Annotated in this window: 16 protein-coding genes; 7 read left to right on the top strand and 9 right to left on the bottom strand. The window is 40.2% G+C overall.

Annotation, left to right across the window (positions count from 1 at the left end; genetic code table 11):
* The first annotated feature begins 19 nt into the window (after positions 1-19).
* The 5 genes from B3E92_RS15895 (at position 20) to B3E92_RS15875 (ending at position 7,214) form a co-directional block, all read left to right on the top strand.
* Positions 20-1,495 (top strand): HsdM family class I SAM-dependent methyltransferase, encoded by a 1,476-nt coding sequence (locus B3E92_RS15895; protein WP_112374987.1) that lies wholly within the window; start codon positions 20-22, stop codon positions 1,493-1,495.
* Position 1,496: 1 nt separating this feature from the next.
* Entirely contained in the window at positions 1,497-2,585 is a 1,089-nt protein-coding gene (locus B3E92_RS15890) for a restriction endonuclease subunit S (protein WP_112374988.1), read from the top strand.
* A 75-nt stretch (positions 2,586-2,660) separates the two neighbouring features.
* Entirely contained in the window at positions 2,661-3,131 is a 471-nt protein-coding gene (locus B3E92_RS15885) for an N-acetyltransferase (RefSeq protein WP_112374989.1), read from the top strand.
* A complete protein-coding gene (locus B3E92_RS15880) occupies positions 3,121-3,648 on the top strand; it encodes a helix-turn-helix transcriptional regulator (RefSeq protein ID WP_112374990.1) in 528 nt (175 codons plus the stop codon). The genes B3E92_RS15885 and B3E92_RS15880 overlap by 11 nt, the downstream gene beginning before the upstream one ends.
* A 92-nt stretch (positions 3,649-3,740) precedes the next feature.
* The gene (locus B3E92_RS15875) at positions 3,741-7,214 is read left to right on the top strand and encodes a DEAD/DEAH box helicase family protein (RefSeq protein ID WP_286897532.1); all 3,474 of its coding nucleotides are present in this window, start codon (positions 3,741-3,743) and stop codon (positions 7,212-7,214) included.
* 16 nt (positions 7,215-7,230) lie between these two features.
* Here the strand turns inward: B3E92_RS15875 and B3E92_RS15870 are convergent, their stop codons facing one another.
* Complete coding sequence (locus B3E92_RS15870; RefSeq protein WP_286832243.1) at positions 7,231-8,982, bottom strand: SWIM zinc finger family protein; 1,752 nt, start codon at positions 8,980-8,982, stop codon at positions 7,231-7,233.
* A gap of 227 nt (positions 8,983-9,209) precedes the next feature.
* Between B3E92_RS15870 and bcp the strand changes: the two genes are divergently transcribed.
* Both bcp and B3E92_RS15860 read left to right on the top strand, forming a co-directional pair.
* A complete protein-coding gene (gene bcp / locus B3E92_RS15865) occupies positions 9,210-9,671 on the top strand; it encodes a thioredoxin-dependent thiol peroxidase (protein WP_112374995.1) in 462 nt (153 codons plus the stop codon).
* Between the two features lie 63 nt (positions 9,672-9,734).
* The gene (locus B3E92_RS15860; RefSeq protein ID WP_075994392.1) at positions 9,735-11,204 is read left to right on the top strand and encodes a glycine--tRNA ligase; all 1,470 of its coding nucleotides are present in this window, start codon (positions 9,735-9,737) and stop codon (positions 11,202-11,204) included.
* A gap of 92 nt (positions 11,205-11,296) precedes the next feature.
* Here the strand turns inward: B3E92_RS15860 and B3E92_RS15855 are convergent, their stop codons facing one another.
* The 8 genes from B3E92_RS15855 to B3E92_RS15820 form a co-directional block, all read right to left on the bottom strand.
* A complete protein-coding gene (locus B3E92_RS15855) occupies positions 11,297-12,736 on the bottom strand; it encodes a hypothetical protein (RefSeq protein WP_286802901.1) in 1,440 nt (479 codons plus the stop codon).
* A 76-nt stretch (positions 12,737-12,812) separates the two neighbouring features.
* On the bottom strand, positions 12,813-13,313 hold the full coding sequence (locus tag B3E92_RS15850; protein WP_286802899.1) for an immunoglobulin domain-containing protein: 501 nt from the start codon (positions 13,311-13,313) through the stop codon (positions 12,813-12,815).
* A gap of 297 nt (positions 13,314-13,610) precedes the next feature.
* Complete coding sequence (locus B3E92_RS15845; protein ID WP_286802897.1) at positions 13,611-13,802, bottom strand: hypothetical protein; 192 nt, start codon at positions 13,800-13,802, stop codon at positions 13,611-13,613.
* A gap of 216 nt (positions 13,803-14,018) precedes the next feature.
* Positions 14,019-14,879 carry a helix-turn-helix domain-containing protein gene (locus B3E92_RS15840; RefSeq protein WP_286802896.1) on the bottom strand — a complete coding sequence of 287 codons (861 nt, stop codon included), beginning with the start codon at positions 14,877-14,879 and terminating at the stop codon, positions 14,019-14,021.
* Positions 14,880-14,944: 65 nt separating this feature from the next.
* Positions 14,945-16,147, bottom strand: coding sequence for a DUF4369 domain-containing protein (locus B3E92_RS15835; protein WP_286802894.1), 1,203 nt, complete (start codon positions 16,145-16,147; stop codon positions 14,945-14,947).
* Entirely contained in the window at positions 16,134-18,473 is a 2,340-nt protein-coding gene (locus B3E92_RS15830; RefSeq protein WP_286802893.1) for a glycoside hydrolase family 95 protein, read from the bottom strand. The genes B3E92_RS15835 and B3E92_RS15830 overlap by 14 nt, the downstream gene beginning before the upstream one ends.
* A complete protein-coding gene (locus B3E92_RS15825; RefSeq protein WP_286897530.1) occupies positions 18,463-20,346 on the bottom strand; it encodes an alpha-L-fucosidase in 1,884 nt (627 codons plus the stop codon). The genes B3E92_RS15830 and B3E92_RS15825 overlap by 11 nt, the downstream gene beginning before the upstream one ends.
* 517 nt (positions 20,347-20,863) lie before the next feature.
* Positions 20,864-21,163 (bottom strand): hypothetical protein, encoded by a 300-nt coding sequence (locus tag B3E92_RS15820; protein ID WP_145327499.1) that lies wholly within the window; start codon positions 21,161-21,163, stop codon positions 20,864-20,866.
* Between the last annotated feature and the right edge of the window lie 12 nt (positions 21,164-21,175).

Here is a 21,175-nt window from a genome sequence, read left to right as displayed (position 1 = left end):
ACAAATTACCCCAATACTGATGATTACTGGAGAAATAAAATCCCAAATAGATAAAATATGGAATGACTTCTGGACAGGAGGAATTTCTAACCCCTTGACCGTTATTGAACAATTTACCTATCTGATTTTCTTAAAACAATTGGATGATAGGCAGATTACGATTGACAAAGAAAAACAATTATTGGGAAGCTCAAAAAAAGCAGATATCTACACCGAAGAGCAGAAATCACTACGTTGGTCTTATTTTAAAGACTTAGATCCTGAGCGCATGATGGATATCTTTCGCATACCACAAACAGATCTAGAGAACCTGACGGCATTTGACTTTATGCGTACGCTCGGTACTGCAGGAGGTAAATTTTCGCAGTACATGAAAGGCGCAACTTTCATGATAGAGAGTCCAAGTTTGTTAGATAGCGTAGTACAACAGATCGACAAATTACCTTTGAGTAACAGAGATACGAAAGGTGATCTATACGAGTATATGCTAAGTAAAATTGCAGAGGCAGGTACCAATGGGCAGTTCCGGACTCCACGACATATCATCCGCATGATGGTGGAGCTGATGCAACCCCAGCAAGACGATACCATCTGTGATCCGGCAATGGGAACTGCAGGTTTCTTGGTGAATGCTGCTGAATATATCCAAGAAACGCATGAAGACTGGCTGCTCGATAAAGCCTTCCGTGAACATTATTACGGCAATATGTTTAATGGAATGGAAATCGATCCCTCCATGTTGCGCATCGCTTCGATGAATTTGCAATTGCACGGCATTGAGAATCCTGTACTTTTTTCAGGGTCCGCATTGGCAGAGCGAAACAGTGTCAATTCGCAATACTCCCTTATCTTAGCCAATCCGCCATTTAAGGGCGCGCTGAATGCAAATGATGTCGAGAGCTCCTTGCTCCAAATGACAAATACGAAGAAAACCGAGATTCTTTTCTTGAGTCTGATGCTACGCATGATGACATTGGGAGGACGTGCTGCTGTGATCGTTCCTGATGGCGTTTTATTTGGATCATCCACTGCGCACAAAGCCATTCGCAAAGAATTGGTGGACAATCAACAGTTGCAAGCTGTGATCTCCATGCCTTCGGGGGTATTTAAACCTTATGCAGGGGTAAGTACCGCAATTCTGATCTTTACCAAGACCAATTCGGGCGGTACTGACAAGGTATGGTATTACGATATGAAAGCCGATGGTTATAGCTTGGACGACAAGCGCAATGCTATTGCTGCCAATGATATCCCGGATATTGTGACACGATACCATAACCAAGCTAGCGAGCAAGATCGCAGCCGTACGGATCAGTCATTCTTCGTGCCAGCGCAGGAAATCCGCGATAATGGGTATGACTTGAGTATCAATAGATATAAAGAGGTCGTGTATGAAGAGATTAGCTACGAGAAGCCTGCAGCTATCCTTGAGCAGATCGCGGAAATTGATCGGGAGAGACAGGTATTGTTAAACGAATTGAAAGGGCTGTTGTAATATGTGGGAGAAAGTTAAATTTACAGATGTTGTAAAAGATGTTACGGGAGGAAACAAAAAATTAAATCAAGATAAATATTTAGATAAAGGAAAGTATCCGATAGTAGATCAGGGTGAAAAGTTTATTGGTGGATATTTTGATGACGATTTAACAGTTAAAGTTGTTAAGCCTGTTGTCGTATTTGGAGATCATTCTAAATGTATAAAATACGTTAATTTTGATTTTATTCTAGGAGCTGATGGTGTTAAAGTTTTGGAACCATGTCAAAAACTAGATTCCAAATACTTGTTTCATTTCTTAAAAACATTAAAGCTCCCCAATGTGGGATACAGCCGTCACTTTAAGTTTTTAAAAGAATCTATAATACCACTCCCCCCATTACCAATTCAAGAAAAAATAGCTACGATCTTGGACAAGGCGGATGAATTACGTCGCAAAGACAAAGATCTACAAGCCAAATATGACGAACTTGCGCAAGCTATCTTTACCGATATGTTCGGCGATCCGGTAAGGAATGAAAAAGGTTGGGAGGTGAAGAAGTTGGAGGAGTTAGGGCGTTGGGCAACTGGAGGAACACCTTCGAGAAGTAATAATCAATATTTTAACGGCACTATTCCTTGGGTTTCATCAGGAGAACTTAATTCTATGTACATTTGTAACACAAAAGAAAAAATCAGTCTTAATGCTATAAGTAATTCAGCTGCTAAACTTATTGAACCTTACAGTCTAATGTTAGGTATGTACGATACGGCTGCTCTCAAGTCTTCAATAAATACAATATCTATGACTTGTAATCAAGCTATCGCATATTCAAAAGTTGAACATGGAAATTTAACATATATTTACAAAGTACTCCAATTAACAAAAGAATATCACAAATCTAGACAGCGAGGAGTGCGTCAAAAAAACCTCAATTTATCCATCATAAAGGATATAGAAATTATATTTCCCCCAATCCACCTCCAAGAAGCCTTCGCTAAAAAAATAGAGCTTATCAACCGGCTGAAAGCACAGACCAATACAGAGAAATCCGAGGAATTATTTCAATCGCTATTACAGAAAGCATTCAAGGGTGAGTTGGTAAGTTAGTCTCCATTCATTTTTATCCAATATTAGAACAAAAAGTTTACATTATCTGTAAACTTTTTTAGTTATATTTGTATTGTGAATATTATCGAAGTCGCTACAAGTCAGTCCCATTTAATCGAAATTGCTCTGGTTCAAAAGAGCGATTTCAAAAACTTACCTGTCAACAGGTATTTCTTTGATTGGAATGAGGAAGCTTCTTTTGAAATATTCAAATTGACGATTAAAGGGAAAGACGATATATTGGGCTTGATTTCTTTTGAAAGAATCCCAGATGAGATGCGGATCCATGTGAGGTTATTAACCGCATCGGTAGAAAATGTGGGGGCAGCTAAAATATACGACAGAATTATTGGCAACTTATTGGCATACGTGGCCAAACTTGCAGTACGTGATTTTGGTGAATGGGCCTGTATTTCATTACGTCCCAAAACCCAGATCGCACAGCATTATATCGATAAATATAAAATGAATATTACCGGAGTGACACTTAGTTTAGAGGTTCCGGAGATTTTTGAATTAATTGAACTTTATGACCATGACAACTAAAAAAACAACGCTTTTGAATACAGTCGAATATGGCGTAGACGCGAGGTATAATTCGCAGGAGGAAAAACAAAATGATGCTCAACTGTTAATGCAGGCGAGAAGGGATAGGATGGCTAGAACGTCCGAACAGGATATCATGCGCGCAAAATTGATGCAGCTAAAACTACAAATTGACGAGTACTTGAACTCTGCTGAAAGTGATGTGCAACATCAATTTACGTCATTTTTAAATACATATATTAATACCATCTACGAAAAACAACAACAGTTTGCACAAGATTTGGATATTACACCTGTGTCTCTAAGTCAGATCTTGAACAATCATCGTGAACCGAAAGAGGAGTTTTTTAAGAAGCTGATGATTCATTCCGAGCGTATTTTTAAGGCGATTAAAGGCTTTCATAAACAGAGTTGGTATCAGGTATACTATCGTGACAAAATCAATGAAACAATGGCACATCAGGATGAGTGGCGTGAAGAACTTGAAAAGAAAATAAAGTTTCCGGCATTTTCTTAATGATTTAAGGATAATTAATGTATCTTCCATAGGTATCCTTTCATGTAGCGATAAAACCATATTAATATAGATAGAAAATTGAGTAGAAATAAATGGTATCAAATTTTGACTTTTTAGCAGAAGAGTTTCCTCTTATTTACCAAGAAATCACACAGGCAGAACAGCATACTTTTACAGCACCGCGTTTTGCGGCGATGCTATGCCGCTCTACGTTAGAGATGTCGCTTTTTTGGCTTTACGAAAATGACTCGGATTTTGAAATGCCATTTGACAAATCGATCAATAGTCTGCTGCATACGGACTCATTCCGTGAAAACATAAGGTCCTCTGTGCGTGAAGAATTGAATACTGTTCGTTTATTAGGCAATATCGCTTCGCACGCAGGAAAAGGGAATACCGTAAAAACAATTAAAGATACAGAGGCCTTACATGTACTCAAATGCATGTACAACTTTTTACATTGGATAGCAAAATTATACGCCAAAAGATTTCCGGGAGAAGCACAATTCGATGAGAATCTAATCCCTCGTGGTCTGGTCGATGATATCAACGTAAAAAAAGTTAAAGAACTAAATCAATCTTATCAAGAGGCTCAAAAGCTTGCAGATGAAGCCTACAAAGAAAAACAAAAGGCTTTACTGCAGAATGAAGTGTTGCGCAAACAGTTGGAGGAAGTACAATCGCTACTCGCCAACAGAAAGGAAGAACGAGAACAAGTTATCGCCGCTTTACCAGCGCCGCCTATGCTCATAACTGAGCTGGAGACACGTCGCTTGCTCATCGATCTTTATCTGAGAGAAGCTGGATGGGACAACCTACAAAAACCTCGCGATCTGGAGTTTGAAGTAAGTGGAATGCCTTTATCAACGAATCCTTCTGGCAAAGGATACATCGACTATGTCCTTTGGAACGATGATGCCAAACCACTAGCGATTGTTGAAGCTAAAAGTACGCTTCACGATGTACATAAGGGTCAACACCAGGCCACACTTTATGCGGATTGTCTAGAAAAAAATACCGGCCAGCGCCCTATTATTTTTTACTCCAATGGGTATGAAACGTATATATGGGATGATCAGTTTTATCCGCCCCGACAGATTTACGGTTTCTACAGCAAATCGGAGTTACAAACATTGATCAAAAGACGGGAATCGCGAAAGGATATCAGGAAATTTGAAGTAAATGCTGCCATCGCGGGGAGATATTACCAGCTAGAGGCAATACAGCGACTTTCGGAGCATTTCGTAACGGTGAAGAATGATAAACTGAGAGGAACAAATCGTCGTGCTTTATTGGTGATGGCAACGGGCTCAGGTAAAACACGTACTGCTGCTGCCATTGTGGATATGCTTACTAAGTCCAATTGGGCAAAACGGATACTTTTCCTGGCAGATAGAAATGCGTTGGTCACACAGGCTAAAAATGCGTTTAAGGAGTATTTACCTCACTTGTCAGCAGTAGATCTGACCAGAGAAAAAGAAACAGGTCATACCAGAATTGTTTTTTCGACTTATCCAACCATGATGAACCTTATCAACAACCAAATGGAGGGCGAAAGTCGGGATTATGGTGTAGGTCACTTTGATGCTATTTTCATCGATGAAGCACACCGCTCCATTTATCAAAAATACCAATCTATCTTCGATTACTTTGATGGTTTATTGATTGGGTTAACGGCTACACCTAAAAAAGATCTTGATAAAAATACGTATTCATTTTTTCAATTAGAGGATGATATACCCACTTTTGCCTACGAATTAGATACTGCCGTAAACGACGGCTTTTTAGTACCGCCACGCTCGTATGCTGTCCCTGTACAGATGGTAAGAGATGGCGTGAAATACAAAGATTTAAGCGATGAGGATAAGGCCGAATTAGAGGAAAAGTTGGGATTGACAGCGGTATCTGTTGAAGCCCTTCAGGAATTTGAAGTTGGAGCGTCTCAGATTAATTCTTTTTTATTTAATGAACCTACAGTAGATCTTGTTTTAGATCACCTCATGAATAATGGGTTAAAAGTAGCTTCTGGCGATAAGGTCGGCAAAACGATTATTTTTGCCAGAAACCATCGTCATGCTGTTTTTATCGAAGAGCGATTTAACAAAAACTATCCCGAATATGAAGGCAACTTTTGCCGGGTCATTGACAATTACAATGACAAAGCGCAAGATTTACTTGAAAAGTTCTGTTATGACAAAGAAGAACTAGAACCTCAGATTGCTATTTCGGTCGATATGATGGATACAGGAGTCGATGCGCCTAGCGTACTGAATCTCATATTTTTTAAACCGGTAAAATCATATGCTAAGTTTTGGCAAATGGTAGGAAGGGGTACTCGTTTACGTCGTGATTTATTTGGACCCCATGAGGGTAAAAAATTCTTCCTACTATTTGACTACTGCCGAAACCTTGAGTTCTTTCAGGAGAATCCGGACGGTTATCAAACGAATACGCAAAGACCTTTAAGTCAACTGTTGTTTCTGGAACAATTACATGTTGCTAACCTTATTCAGGAGAATATGGATGCCAATAACCAAGATTTAGCTTTAGCAAAGGAATATATCAATCAACTACATGCCAAAGTAGCGCAGCTGGATACAGCTCGGTATGAGGTCAGAAAGCATCTCGCTGTAGTGCATCAATTTGCAGATAGAAGCAAGTGGGACAACCTCAATAAATCTGCTATCATTGCTATAGAAACGGAACTGTCTCATCTTATTCCTTACACTGAAGACATAGATGAAATGGCTAAACGATTCGATCTAAATAGTTATAAACTGCAAGGAGCAATGATTAATAAATCTCCGCGGCAGACCGTCCTTATCCAGAACTTTATGGATATAGGAAAGAGACTATTAAAAAAGCGAAATGTACCTGCTGTCGCTGCTAAAGAAATCGTCATAAGAGAGATGGCCGCCATAGATTTTTGGCAAGATGCATCAGTATCAAAAATTGAAAATCTACGAAAGGAAATTCGAGATCTAATACACTTGCTCAAAGAGGAGAATAACATTAAACCTATTTATACAAAGCTTGATGATAATCTTTTAAAGGAAGAAATTATCGGGTATGATATTATCGCAAATTTTAAAAATCTACAAGGTTATAAAGATCGAGTAACCGCCTTTATCAAAAAGAATAAGCATCATCTTGTGATCGACAAATTGCATAAAAATCAACCGATCAATGCTTTCGAATTACAGCAGTTAGAACAATACCTCGTAGCGGAGGCACTGGGGTCCAAGGAAGAGTTTATAAAAGAATTTGGTGATCAGCCGCTAGGAACTTTTATTCGGTCCATTATCGGCTTGGATCAAGAGGCTATACAGGCTCATTTCACAAATTTTATTGGTGAAGCTAACCTTTCGGCCAAGCAGATCAAGTTTATGGACACTGTAATACGTTATTTCGTAACCAACGGTTATCTAGAAACCGCCGATCTCATGGAACCTCCTTTTACGGAGCTAGATGACAGCGGGGTTATCGGATTATTTGACGAAAACAATGTTGTCAAACTCATGAGCTTAATCAAGCAAGTTAACCAAAATGCAGATATCGGGGCCTAGATGAACATGTATTCATCTACTCCCCCTGTGCATTGATTTTGTCCAGTATATTCGTTAATTCATCCATCATCGCAGGACGGTGCCTGTAGATCATTTTCCAGTGAAGCATTTGGGCCAAGAGTGTTTCCCTACCAGAAGGTATATCTTTAAATATAGCGAATACGATGTCCATCAATCGTTGGTAGGCATTACGTTTATTGGCAGACTCAGCATGTTGATCCAATAGGGATGAGTACAATTTCATAAGTTCCGCAGGATACAATTTATATAAATGCTCATGATAGTTTAGTATGGTTTCCAGATCGGTCTGCCGTTGCACCAGTGCAAGTAATTGGTCGAACATATTCTCTTCAATATAGATAGGACCTATTTCGTTCAAAAGCCAGTAGTCTTGGTGTTTCGAATAGGAACTCTTTTCTCCGGTTGATTTTGCGCGAATCGAGTTGATTTTGTCGTTAATGACACTTCTCCATTCTTCTGAGGTATAGGTGTTTTTCCACTGGTTGTAATAGTGGCTGCTAAAAGAGTAACCTATAGCGAATTTTTCTGTAAAAGAGCGCACCATTGGAATGTCATTTTGCAGAACGGCAATATGAAAAAGGATTTCTTCCCAGTCCCTTATTACACGAGGATGCTGTGCTTCTTCCGCTAGTCGTATTCCTTCAACCAGCAATTCCTTGGCCTCTTCAAAGCGCTCGTTTTCAATAGCTTTTTCGACCTGAACCTTCCTCATTTGTGGCAAATGGATTTGTTGTTCTATCAATTGCTGTACCTCTTCTTTCCTGTTTCCTTTTTGAAGGATGGAGGCTTTAATCTGTATAAAAAAACTACTACGGTAATCATAACGGTCTAAACGAGCTTTATGAATAGCCACATCGGCAAAGTGCAGAAAATCATCTATTTTACTTAAATCCAGACATAGCTGCGCATAAAGATCTGTCATATCATATCCGAAATCGCCATAGTCAAAGTACAGATCCTGTTGCAGCTCTTTATTCAAATACACAGCAATCTTTTCTTTCAAATCGACGGGGGACTGCACCGCAATATCTGTCAATAAGGATATACCACCATCGATAGCATCTCCTATAGATCCATTGCTATCGTCGGCGTAAGTAATCACTGGCATGACTTCCTGTATATACGCCATGCATAACAAGCTACCGTTTAGGATGTTATTTTTGGATAGATAATATTGACCTTGCATCAGAATTTTTTGTAATTCCCGTGCTAGCTTACCACTTGAACCATAATCGATAAATTCGTGTTTGCTGTAGGTCTTGATCGCTTTCCTAATCTGATCCTTTATTTGCTTTTCTATGTCAAAGTTTTCATCTTTTTCTGCAAAGAATAGTTCCAAATCAGATTTAAAGCTACTGTCCTTTTTGCTGTACTGGACAATAAATGCTTTCAGCTCGTCGCTACTGATATTGTCCAGTAGTTTTTGAAAGGATAGTTTTGTTTTTTTCTTGGTAGTTTTAGGTACATCCTCAGGAGCAATCGCTTTTTCATCCCGTATAGCATACAAGACAGCAACCACGTGCTTGCACAAATCGCCATCGTAGGGACAGTCACATCCATAATCTCCTACTGATCCTTTTTTGCTAATTTCAATCTCTACAAAATAATCGTCCGACCCTGCTACCACTGCAACCCATACACCATCTTCTGTTTCTCCAAGAGATTCAACCTGTCCTTTTTGGTAGTAGACTTTACCTCGCTGTAAAATCGTACTATTGATCTGTTTTTCAAAAGATGATAGTTCCATTTCCATGTTTTTTTAAAAATAGTAATTTATGTGTCGATAGAACAATTGATTTTCTAAAAATTATCCTCACTGTACCAGCCGACAGATCTTTTATCAAATTACTTGGCGAGAACCAAGTTGTCGACTTCACGAGTAGCAGCAGGCACGTTAACCAAAATGCTTAAGCATACCATCGGATAGATTTATTGTTATAATTTCGTATCTTAATCGACTAAATCGAAATACATATGGCAACACTAGAAATAGGACAACAAGCACCGGATTTTAGTGCAAAAAATCAACATGGTGAAACGGTACATCTTTCGGATTTCAAAGGGAAAAAAGTTATTTTATATTTTTATCCAAAAGACAATACACCAGGCTGCACCACGGAGGCCTGCAATTTCAGAGACAATTATCAGTCCCTGAAAAAGGAAGGTTATGAAATCATCGGCGTAAGTGTGGATGACGAAGCATCACATAAAAAATTTATCACTAAACACGAATTACCTTTCCAGCTCCTTGTCGATGAAGACAAAAGTCTCGTGGTGGCTTATGGGGTATGGGTAGAGAAAAACATGTATGGTAAAAAATATATGGGTACAGCACGCACAACCTTTGTGATTGATGCAGATGGCATTATCCAGCATATCATCAAAAAAGTAGATAACAAAAATGCGTCCCAGCAGATCCGTGATTTAGGCATTTAAAGAATACCTCTTATCAAGAATCTTATATCTAAAATCTAAAACTAATATCTATATTTGCCACTTATGAGCAAACAGACAGACGACTTTTTCAAAAGTGTAGTATCACACGCGAAGGAATACGGTTTTGTATTTCAATCGAGCGAAATATATGACGGATTAAGTGCCGTCTACGATTATGGTCAATTGGGTTCGGAATTAAAAAACAACCTAAAGACTTATTGGTGGAAATCCATGGTGCAATTGCACGAAAACATTGTTGGTATTGATGCCGCAATTTTCATGCACCCAACAACATGGAAAGCATCTGGTCACGTTGATGGTTTTAACGACCCAATGATCGACAATAAGGATTCAAAAAAACGTTACCGTGCCGATCAATTGATCGAAGATAAGATTGCACGTTATGAAGCAGATGGTAAGACAGCTGAAGCTGCTGCCCTATTAGACGCTTTGAATACCGCATTGAATGCAGACGATTTAGCTGGACTGAAAACCATCATTGAAGAACATAATATCGTATGTCCGGTTTCAGGTACCAAAAATTGGACTGAAGTACGTCAATTTAATTTGATGTTTGCAACCCAAATGGGTGCTATGGCAGATGGAGCTGATCAGGTTTACCTTCGTCCTGAAACTGCACAAGGTATTTTCGTCAACTTCCTGAACGTTCAAAAGACAGGACGTATGAAAATTCCTTTTGGTATCGCCCAAATTGGTAAAGCTTTCCGTAACGAAGTAATTGCCCGCCAGTTTATCATGCGTATGCGCGAATTCGAGCAAATGGAAATGCAATTTTTCTGCCGCCCGGGTACTGAATTGGAATGGTATAACAAATGGAAAGAGACACGCTTGAAATGGCATTTGGCATTGGGTTTCGATCCATCCAACTACCGTTACCACGACCACGATAAATTAGCGCATTACGCAAATGCCGCAGTTGATATTGAATTCAACTTCCCATTCGGATTCAAAGAAGTTGAGGGTATCCACTCCCGTACAGATTTTGACTTGAAACAACATCAGGAATTTTCTAAAAAGAAAATGCAATATTTTGATCCGGAGATCAATCAAAACTACATTCCATATGTCATTGAAACTTCAATCGGATTGGACCGCCTTTTCTTAACTGTATTATGTAACTCTTTGGTAACAGAAGATCTTTCTACAGCAGAAAAACAAGATTCGCGCGTTGTATTGAAATTTCCACCAGCATTGGCACCGGTAAAAGCTGCAATTTTACCATTGACCAAAAAAGATGGTTTACCAGAAAAAGCACGTGAGATCCTAAATACACTAAAATTGGATTACAACGTTCAATATGACGAAAAAGATGCCATTGGAAAACGTTACCGTCGTCAAGATGCAATCGGAACACCAATCTGTATCACAGTCGATTACGATTCATTGGAAGACAACACCGTAACCATCCGTCACCGTGATACGATGGCACAGGAACGTGTTGCCATTGCCGATCTTGAAAAAATATTGAATGACTTGGCTGGTTGGAATACCTTGCTAAAAAAATTGATATAGCCAATATGCTATCACAGAAAAGGTGTCCATTGCTGGACACCTTTTTGTTTTAATAGATGTAGGGCGGCTAGATGCTAAGTACAATAACTGTGCTAGTATTCTATCACAATATGATCGTCCCAATGTTCATTCTTCACGATCTGAAAACCCAAATTCCCATTGGCAGTCTCCAGCAATTTGCCCTTAAACTGTATTTGAACATTATTTCGGATTTCGCTTTCCAGTTCAAATGTACGCAGCAATTTACCTTCCTTGAAAACTTGGAACTGATATTTAATAGCGGTATTGTTGAGATAATAGCCCATAAATTGGTTGAACGAAAAACTTTGATCAGCTGCCGTAAAATGTGGGATAACCGTCAAAAGACTTTCATCAACCTGGTCGTTACTATGCGTCATAAAAGGATAATAATGAAACACAGGATGAAGCTGCTTCACCTGAATACTATCAATTGCGCTCAGATCTTCGCTGTCTGTAAAAGTCAACTTGACCTCACTGTAGATCCGACTTAAGTTTAGGACCCGTTCCATAGCCCCTTTAACCTCAAAGGTATCCCGGCTAGCAAATAACTCTGCAGATTGTTCTGAAAAAGCATTCGTCGCATAAAAGTGCTCAAAATCCACCGCCCCTGCCAGGATCAGCGGCAATGTCGAATTTTTAGCAATCAGACTTAGGTAATAGGTTCCGTTCGGCAATTCAACATCGAAAGCTTCCTGCGAATTAAGTACGCCCGATTTGATCATAGCCTTCGATTTTGCATCAAACACATGGTAGTAAAATTTGCTAGGCAAAGCGGCCGGGTTGACTTGTCCGTAAACCATCAAGTTATCCATCTTGAATGTACCAGTCGTTGGGCTGTAGCCCGCTCCTCCGTCCCTGCTACCGGCAAATAATGAAATTTTCAACCAGAGCTCCTTGCTGTTGCCAAGCGAAATATCTGCCAATGATGCACTCACAGGGATTTTGGCTGAAAGTGACACATTCGATGGATAATTGATTGTATCCGAGAGCATCAAAAAACTATTCCCCTTATCCAGGGAATAACTCAAAAGCAGTGCCCTTGGTCCTGTACTCGAACTATTACAATCAAAGGTCCAGCTACCCAGCGAATGAATACCTGTGGCAGGGATTTTGACTAGGATCTCTTTACCACCTTTGAAACTAATGGCTTTTCCCGTTGCAGGCCAACCGCCTAAAAAATCATAGTCTGTCTTTCCATTGTTGTAATCGATCAAAACGGCATCATCAAGTGCATTTTCGGGAACAACATCGCTGTTATCAAAGGTCCAATGATACAGCAATTCGTTTTCGGAAGAAGCTCCGCTCAGCGCAGCTCGTTTTGCCGTGGTTGATTGTTTTTTTAGAGGAGTAACAATCGCTTCAAAATCCTTGACTTTGAATTTTACCGCATGAATTGTTTCATCGTTTTCATCGGGAAGTTTTACATGCTTTTTGCACGAAGGCATTGCGGCTAAAACCAGGATGAATACACATGAAAGAATTCCCCAAGTTGACTTGGATTTTCTTTTCATAAATATAAATGATTTATAAGTTAATTAACCGGCAGATTAAAATTAACTTATAAATCATTTCACTCCAATAGTATAACTAAAAAGTTACAATCCTTTTCTCACTTTTGCAAGTGGTCTCTTTATCTATTTTTTGAACGTATATCTTTCCAGAAGAGGTTTTTAATTTCATTTTGAGCACATTATTCACCCCTGTTGGACGTACATACTCGCCATTAAATTCGTCCCATTCATAGATCGGATTACCTTCTTCATTCATCCAGATATAGCTATAACGCGCATCGACTTTATCCTTTACTGTCAATTGTTCTGTGTTTTTCTTCTTGTCGATTTTAACCTGAATATTCCTTGGCTCATCAATTTTGTCCAATGTTTTGATGTAAACTTTTGTTTTCTCGGAAACCCGGTCATCCCAAATACCACGGACGAGGTATACGTTTAACTCCACAATATTTTGTAAAAAAATATTATTGCCCCTTTCTTCCCAAAACCCTGTAGCGGCATCATACCAGCGATATTCAAGTCCGGCAATAGGATGCTTTACCGTAAGCACCTGAGCACCACTATACCAGGTTTCCAATGTATCGCCTCATGTGATCGCTAGCCTCGCTAAATCAATCAATTTCAACTAATTAAATGTCCACACAACCGAATCTCGATGGTGACCTAGGATGGATTACGTAATAGATTGGTCGTATCTTGAAACATCACCTTCAACGTATTCGCTCCAACGCTTAGCATTCTTCACCATGTACACAGTCACCCACTTTGCAGTCCTGCACTGCACCAGATTCCTCGGAGATCGTACGAATAGCAAACACATTAAAAAACTGCTGTATTGCTTGAAGGGTTCGATCGAGAAAAAATAGTTGGTAAACTACTTTGCATCGGCAGCGTAGTCTTCCTGCTGTGCTTTGGTGTAACCGTCCCCCAAAATGACCAAATTGACGATATGCTTATCCGTCCCTTGGTATTGCAGCGTATCGATCTTAAAAAGGGAAGATTGGGCCCGGAGTCGCAGCGCAGATATACATAAAACTAGGAGTGCAATAAATAGATTTTTATTCACCGGAATGGTTATCGTTAGAACTCAAAAATACGATTTTAGCACCTGCTATTTTTAAATTTTATTGACGAGTCTTTCTCCGATATTGTCAACAAAACCATTCTTCCGATTTCCATGGAGGGGAGCCCACCAAAAATCAACGGTATGAGGATCGAGTTATAGCTCGGAAATCTCCATAGACTATTCCATTAAACGGCATAGTAACATTAGCCAAACAACCTAGTAGCGCATACGATGTTCCTGTACATATTCACTCGGCGACAGTTTGATTATTTTCTTGAACACCCGATTGAAATTGACAACATTGTTAAATCCTGTTTTAAAAGCGATATTAGAAACACTTTCCGAAGATTCGTCAATCAACATTTTACAGGCACGTTCAATCCGGATTTCATTGAGGAAGGTAACATAGGTTTTCCGGGTATGTTTCTTAAAATACTTGCAAAATGCGTGTGGTGTCATGTGTGCTACCGCTGCTATATCTTCCAAGGAAATTTTGTCTCCAAAATGCTGGAAAGTATATTGGAATATTTCATTGATTCGCAATCCTTCGGCATCTGAGAACTTCTTTTGTGGAATACCTGTATACAGCGAAGTCCATTGATCTACTTTTTTACTTAAAAAATTAATCAGCTTCACAAACGAGAGGAGACGATCTATGCCCGCACTCACGTTAATCTGTACAAATTTTTCTTTCAACGCGACGGAATGCTCCGCATCCAATTTTTTACTGACGTTGATGTGTTCCAGGAAATACTTAACATCATCGAATTCAGGAAAATCCAGAAAGGGTTTAAAATGTTCGTAGTCGAAAAAAATATGGATGGCATGAATGCCATCCCTTATATCTTCCCCCGTTTTGAACATATGCGGTTCATCTGCATCAACGATATAGATCTCGTCCTCTTCAAAACTATGTGTAAAGTTGCCAATCATAAAGGTTCCCCGCCCTTTCAGGATATAGGTCAGCTGGATTTCCTTGTGTCGGTGATAGTTGCTGTAGAATGAAGGCAGAATGTCTTCCTGCACACAAATAGATCCTTGGTAAACAACCGGAACTGTAAATTGAACGACTTTCATTATGTATTGAAATAACAAATATTAAACAGTTAATTCAAAAGTAAGCTTTTTTAAGACAATAATCGTTAATTTTTAGCAAGAAATTCCTTTACCTTCCCTAAAAACTGTGGCATTGCTGGATCCTCACCACTCAAGGATAAAATTTGGAAGGTCTGCGGATTTATCCATAGATAACTTGGCGTACGATCTATACCAAAATCATTTTCCATCGTTGCCTGGTCATTATAATTCAAAAAGTAACTCTGTTTTCCTAGGGCCAGCTCCTTACTTGATTTGATCCATTTATCCAGATCCTTATCCAGCGAAAAATAGATAACCCTTACCCCCATAGCGTTCAATTGAGATTCTTTTTTCCGTAACATCTCCATATCGGCCTTGCTATTGGTATTGGAAGTTCTCCAAAACGCGGCAATCAGCATTTTAGCCTTTGGAATATCCTTTAAATTCAAACTATCCCGTTCTACATTCATCGGGCTAATAGCAGGAAATACAGGCATATTTTCATAGAAGTCTTTCACCCTATCGACCTTTTCGCGGGCAAATTTAACATAAGGATGCTTCTGCAAATCCGTATTAAAACTCAGCAATGCGGCATCGAATTTTTTATAATTCGTCTGATCCAAGGAGATGTATTTAAAAAAATAAGGCAATACTAAGGATGAACGGTGGGTACTATCGAGAATAAAATCGGCGTATAGTGTGCGTGGATTAAATGCGGCATTACCACTTAAGCGCTGTATTTCATCGACTGTTTTCTCATAGGAACCATCATTTCTTGCAGCCATCGAAGGCAACTGACTCTCCAACTGCCTTACCCGTTGGCTTTTATTTGCCGTTTTATTTTTTTCCTCCTCTTCACGCTGTTTATAGTTCGCATTGAACTGTATGAAATCCTTGGCATTCTGCGAAGAGGTTGTCAAGGTAAACTTTCCCTGGTTTTCACTCAGATCATAGTCACTCCCGTCTTCGACAAATAATGTATAGGCCTCCATACCCTTTATCTGAATATCATAGAATCCGGCCATGGCTAGTTCGCCTTCCAAAACAAATTGCCCATTAGCAACCTGTGTTTTTACAAATTGCTGCAGTTTATTGTCGTGATCGACGAGGCTCACCTGAGTCCCGTCCCCGGCAGTGGTTTTTCCGGTTATCTTATAGCTAAAGCTATTCAATAAGGCGGCTGTCTTCGCCGATTCGGACTTTTGTGTACAGGCTGTTGCCCCCAAGGCCAGCACAGAAATCAAGCAAAAATAGTTAACGAACTTCATAATCTTTATAGTTTCCGTTTTCAAATAGACGAAGCTTTCCTTTTTTACCTTTAATCTGCAAGGCGGAAACCTTTCCATTTTCCCACTTGATGTCTACGGTATAGTTTCCACGGGTTTTAAGTCCCTTAACTTCACCCTTTGACCAGGCTTTAGGTAGCGCAGGTAATAGATGGATATAACCATTGTGGCTCTGTATCAACATCTCGGCAATCCCGGCTGCGCCGCCGAAGTTTCCGTCTATCTGAAAAGGCGGATGCGCACAGAACAAATTAGGGTAGGTACCTGCCCCGACTCCCTGATAGGTTGTTTCATTGGTAAAAGCGGGCTTAAGCAACTGCCTTAGAATTTCGAGTGCATGATCACCATCCTGTAATCTCGCCCAAAATAATATTTTCCATGCTCTAGACCAGCCGGTTCCTTCATCACCACGTACAGCTAAAGTCTTACGTGCTGCGTCAGCCCATTCAGGTGTCGTCTGTGGCGAGATAAATGCCGCGGGATACAGACCATATAAATGTGATACATGTCGATGTTTAGGTTTAACTTCCTGATAGTCCTCGAGCCATTCCATTACGCGCCCCGATGGGCTAACAACTACAGGCGGAGGGACATCCTTCAGCTTCGCTTTCAAGGCGCCGGCAAAACTATCGTTCGTCGTAAGGATAGAATCAGCTTTGATCACCGCCTGGTATAACTCCCGTACGATCTGGTTATCAATGGTAGGTCCCATCACAACCGCAGCAACTTTTCCATTGGCCATTCGGAAAGCATTTTCCGGCGACACCGACGGTGAAGTGACCCACCATCCTGTTTTAGGGTCCTGAACCAATGTATGATCGTAGAACTCTGCCGCTCCTTTGAGTATCGGATAAATCTCTTTGAGGTAATTTTTATCCCCGGTAAACAGATAATGTTCCCAGAGATGGTTACATAACCAGCCTGATGCCGTACTCGCTCCCCAGGAAGCCTGCTCACCCGGAGCGGAATACCCCCAGATATTCGTCATCATATAGACCACCCAACCCGGTGCGTTATAGTAAGCCTTTGCTGTCTGCTCGCCAGTTTTTGCAATCCGCTTTATCATTTCAATAAAAGGCTTATGATATTCGCTCAGGTTATTGACCTCCACGCCCCAATGATTCATCTGTGCATTGATATTGAGATGATAGTCACCATTCCAAGGTGTATTGATCTGATTAGCCCATAGTCCCTGCAGATTTGGCGGCAGAGAATTTGTATTTTTAGGAGCAGCACTTGAAATATTCAAATACCTTCCATACTGATAATAAATTGTGGCCAGATCAGGGTCCTGAACTGGATTTTTATAGAAATTGGCAATCCGTTCATTGGTAGGGATAGCGTTATTCGCCTTATTTCCAAACAAATTAAGATTTACCCGATTAAAGATTTCTTGATAGGCAGCAAGATGGTTTTTATATATTTTCTGTTCGTCAGCAGTTTTTGCGGCTGCAACAGCCGCTTTGACAACAGGTAAAGGATCCTTCCCATAATAGGAAGTACTTGCTGAGAAATAGACCGTGAGACCGCCTTTTGCAGACACCTCTAAGGTTTTATCCTTTTTGCTGATCTGCAGATTTTTACCTTTAACCTGAATTAATCCAACGAATTTCAGATTTTTACCTCCTTTTCCATCAGGCAAAAATCCCTCGATCAGAATCCCATCGTCCAACAAGGTGTAACGGTCAATATTTTCCTGCCGCTGGAATGATATGCCTAACTGCTGTACCTCATCGTTATGTTGGTTCAATTGGATAATACCTACATTATTGTCAAAAGAAGTATAATAACGACGTTGGAACTGTTGTCCGTTTATCTTGAATGAAGTTTGTGCCGAGGCAGTCGCTAAGTCCAAGGAACGCTTGTACTCTTCGATCGTTCCCGCGGGCAATTTATAATCCAGCAAAAGGTCACCGAATAACTGATAACAGCCATAGGGAACCTTTGCACCATTACCAAAACCAGATCCCTTGCCTTTGGTCACAAAAGTTTCATTGACCAGTTTTTCGGCTTCATCATTTTTACCAGCTTTAAGCAGTGCCTGAATGGCTTCAACATTTTTGTAGGCTTCATAATTATTGGGATCTTCTGGACTGCCCGACCACATACTGATCTCGTTGAGCACGATCTTTTCCTGACTAGGATTTCCATCTGGCATCATGCCGATGAGTCCATTTCCCAATGGCAGAGTTTCTTCCCAAACCTTCGCGGGCTTATTATACCAAAGTACGAGTGGATTTTGTTGGGCAAAAAGCAACGTGGTATGACATATACATACCACGATAAACATTAAGAATTTATTTGCCATACAATTCAAATTCCGCTATGGCCAATTCATTGCCGTCGATAAATTGTTTTGGTTCAAATTTGATAAACTTGGTTGCACTGTTTGTATCAAAAAACACCTGTTGCAAAATTGGATTTGCCTTAATATTGGAAAACTCGCCCTCTTTAACAAGGGTCCATGTTTTTCCGTCGGTACTGGTTGATATTTTATAATGTGTTGGTGTCCCTATGTTCTTTCCATCCTGACGAGGAAGGAAGCCGATACCAGAAACAGGTTTGTCTGTAGCGACAACGATTACACCTTGTTCGGCAACAGTCGCAAAAGTACCTGGTTTTCCGTCAGATATATAAGCATTATTATTGGATCTACCTGTCGAAATCTTAAATCCAGTCAGCTTTTTCACCTCTTTGGTATTAAATGCAAAGGATTCGTTATACTCCTTGAACAGTCCAAAATCACTAAGCGTAATCGCTACAGGAGCATAGACATGAAGACGTAGTCGACTTGCAGTTTGAGGTTGCTCGAGTTTGATGAGGCGGTTTGCACCGATACTTGTTGCTTTGGCCAAAGGCTTCCAGCTGTTATTTTCCCAACGTTCAATCGAAACACTATCGATACGTTGTCCCAACTTAATGTTTTCTCTCAACTGAATAAGGTCGAACTTCGCTGGGGATTTTAATTTTATTTCCAATGTTGCCGATGTTTTGGAATCGTCTGTTGCCCAATAGCTATAGCGGTCGTTATCGGTAATAAATGAAGTACCATAGGATTTGGAATCACCGTTACGGACATTGGATGCCGTGATGGTCGCTCCTTTGGCTAAATTGGTACGGAAAGTTTCCTTCACTTTTTTCCCAAAAGCCTGCAGCGACTTCACATCATTCTCATGTAATGTACCAGAAGGCATCGGTGCTAAGCCAAGATTCATGCATGCTCCTCTTCCAACGGATTTTAAATAGATCTCAAAAAGCTGATTTGGTGTTTTTACACGGCTATCTTGTTCTTCATGATAAAACCATCCCGGACGTTGTGGCACGTCACATTCAGCAGGTATCCAATATTTACCATTACGGTCACCTGTTTCGGCATTATGTGATTCTGTCGCTCCGGGTACAGCGACTTTTCCGTTTAAGCCAATCGGCGTAAATGTTGCCCATGAAGTTTCAGCAGCAAATCCTTTTTCATTACCCACCCAACGCATATCGGGACCGATATCTGAGAAAATAACCGCTTCAGGCTGTAATTTTCGTACAATTGGCCAGGTTTTTTCATGCCACTCATAGTAAGTTGTTCGATCGATGATACGCTTTCCTTCATGGCCACCATAAAAGCCATCACCACCATTTGCTCCATCATGCCAGGATGTAAACAAAGGGCCATAATTGCTCATCAACTCAGTCAGCTGCTGTCTGTAGGCTTCAGCATAGGCCGGAGTACCGTAACGTTCATCGTGACGATCCCAAGCAGAAAGATATACACCAAATTTCATCCCATTTCGATGGGTCGCTTGCATAAAATCTTTGACCATATCACCTTTTCCATTTTCCCATGGCGAAGAAGCGATACTATAGGATGTTGTCTTGGTTGGCCACAAACAGAATCCATCATGGTGTTTTGCCACACTAATTAAGCCCCTGAAACCACCCGCTGCCGCTGCCTTAGCAATTTGATTTGCATCAAAAGCCGAAGGATTAAACAATGAGGGCTGTGCATCCCCATAACCCCACTCCTTATTTTGGAAAGTTGTCGGCGTATAATGAATCAAACAATACGTTTCCATCTCTTGCCACTTTAATTGACGCTCGGTTGGCAGAGCCCCGTAAGCTTTTAAAGTATCTGATTTGGCTACAGGCCCGCTGGAAAGTAAAATGGAGGATAACAAGATTGTCAACATAGTCTATATTTATGTGCTAGAAAATTAGGTTGTAAAGCCCTAAGATAAGAAGTTTTGCAAAATGCTGTATGTAACATTTGCGTACAAAACCGATCGATGCTCAGCTCCAACAGAATTTATCCCTAGGTCAAATCGTATTCTTTGTTTTAATCAATCGATTGATTAAAATATGCAAAACATGAATGCTGTAATAATACTTGGCACTAGTAGAACAATTGTTCAGCACATGTGGCCCGGCCAGTTTGAACCCGCTCGCCAGTTTCAGAAATCGAAACTGTATTTTTTCTTAAATAATTGTTTGTCGACAAGGCTCGGGGGAGAAACTCTTCCAGCACCATAACTCCTTTGATCTCATTAGGCTTGGCATCATAGTCACTAAATATCTGAACAGTTTTAAAAGCTGAATTAGGATAACTTACAACGAGGCTATCTAGGTTCTTCGCTGAATTAAAATAGAACGTTTTTTAGGACCTGAGTTGCTCGTCGACGTAGCTGTACTCCCCTTTTAGCAAATCACCTATGTATTGATAAGTTCGACAATTTTCCCGCCCTCAAATAATAACTTCTGTCTGTCTGAAAATATAAGTTCCTTATTAAAACTCTTTTTTTCAAGTATCATCCGATTTCCGTTTACACGAACGTCCCAGTACACCTTATCCGTAAAAAAGGGGGCAAATCCGTTCGTGGTAGGTATCTCTAAAAATCCTCCTATAATGCGATCCAATTGTTTCCCACGATAACTCAATTTCATTTCGTTCACGTTAGACATAAATAATTCAGCGGTAGATGACTCTAGATACAAGATCGGAATTTGCATTGGTCTTTGTCA

The sequence above is a fragment of the Sphingobacterium sp. UBA6317 genome (assembly GCF_002440385.1).
Taxonomy (GTDB): domain Bacteria; phylum Bacteroidota; class Bacteroidia; order Sphingobacteriales; family Sphingobacteriaceae; genus Sphingobacterium; species Sphingobacterium multivorum.
This window is presented reverse-complemented; position numbering and strand designations above follow the sequence as displayed.